The organism is Pseudarthrobacter sp. C4D7, from assembly GCF_013359725.1.
Classification (GTDB): Bacteria; Actinomycetota; Actinomycetes; order Actinomycetales; family Micrococcaceae; genus Arthrobacter.
Map to the genome: position 1 here is coordinate 1 of NZ_JABFMW010000061.1, position 1402 is coordinate 1402.

Here is a 1402-nt window from a genome sequence, read left to right on the forward strand (position 1 = left end):
GGGGGTGTCAAGTTTTCTGTGTAAGGGACCGGTCGGTGATCCGGTCTGCCGGGTGGTCAGATCGGGAGTCGGTTGGGGAATTGAACGGCGAAAGCGTTCAATGCCTGGTGCCAGCCCAGGGTGCCGGTTCCGAGGTCACCACCGCGGGTGGTTTCGATGTTCCTGATCCCGAGATAGACCAATTTGATCGCGGCCTCGTCGGAGGGAAATGAGCCCCGGGTTTTGGTGATTTTCCGCAGTTGGTAGTTGATCGATTCGATTTGGTTCGTGGTGTAGATGACCTTCCGGATTTCCGGGGTGAAGGCCAAGAACGGGGTGAAGTCCTCCCAAGCGTTCCGCCACGCCAGCACCGCCCCGGGGGCTGTGCTCTGCCAGGTTTCGGCGAAGGCCTCCATGGCCAACTCTGCCGCCTGCACGGTCGGCGCGGTATAGATCGGGCGCATATCCCTGGCCATCGCTTTACGTGCCCCGTAGGAGGCGTATTTCATGGCCGAGCGCAGCAGGTGCACGACGCAGGTCTGCACGACGGTTTGGGGATAGATGCTGTTCACTGCTGCCGGCAGCCCGGTGAGCCCGTCACAGCACAGGATCAGGATGTCGGCTGCCCCGCGGTTACGGATTTCCGTGAGGACATTGGCCCAGAACTTCGCCCCTTCACTGGTACCCAGCCACAGGCCCAACACCTGCTTGCGGCCCTCCACGTCCACGCCCACCGCCACGTGGCAGGCCTTGTTCACCACGACCCCGCCGTCCCTGATTTTCAGCCAGATCGCGTCAATGTAGACAATCGGATACACCGACTCCAGCGGCCGATTCTGCCATTGAGCGACCTCATCGGCGATCACGTCGGTGACCCTCGAAATCGTCGCCGCGGAGACCTTGGTCCCGTAAATCTCATCAAGGTGGGAGCCGATGTCCCGGGTGCTCATGCCGCGGGCGTAAAGGGAGAGGATCATGTCCTCGACCTTGCCCAGCCGTCGGGCCCGCTTGGGCACGATCACCGGCTCGAAAGAGCTGTTCCGGTCCCTCGGCACGGTGACCTGCACCGGCCCCTGGAGGGTTTGGACGCTCTTGGTGGTCTTGCCGTTCCGGGAGTTGCCCGTGCCCTGCCCGGCAGGGTCGCCGGACTCGTAGCCGAGGTGGTCGCTCATCTCGGTTTCCAAGGCCCGTTCCAGGACCGCTCGGGTCATCCGGGAGAGGAGCTCCTCAACACCGTTGCGGCCCTCTCCAAGGTCCTCCGCCGCCGTGACGAGAGCGTCGATCTGGTCGGCACTCAAAACGCCTTCCAAAGGGTTCGTGGTCGCACTTATTTCGGCCAAGAGGGCCCGTCCTTTCAAGGGTAAAACCGCAGGTCAAACCCTAGTTAGAGACCAGACCCTTACACACTCTATGAAACACCCTC

1 protein-coding gene is annotated in these 1402 nt (G+C 62.2%); it reads right to left on the minus strand.

Annotated elements, in window-relative coordinates:
* Positions 1-56 precede the first annotated feature (56 nt).
* On the minus strand, positions 57-1289 hold the full coding sequence (locus HNO81_RS19910; protein WP_175319815.1) for an IS256 family transposase: 1233 nt from the start codon (positions 1287-1289) through the stop codon (positions 57-59).
* Positions 1290-1402 lie beyond the last annotated feature (113 nt).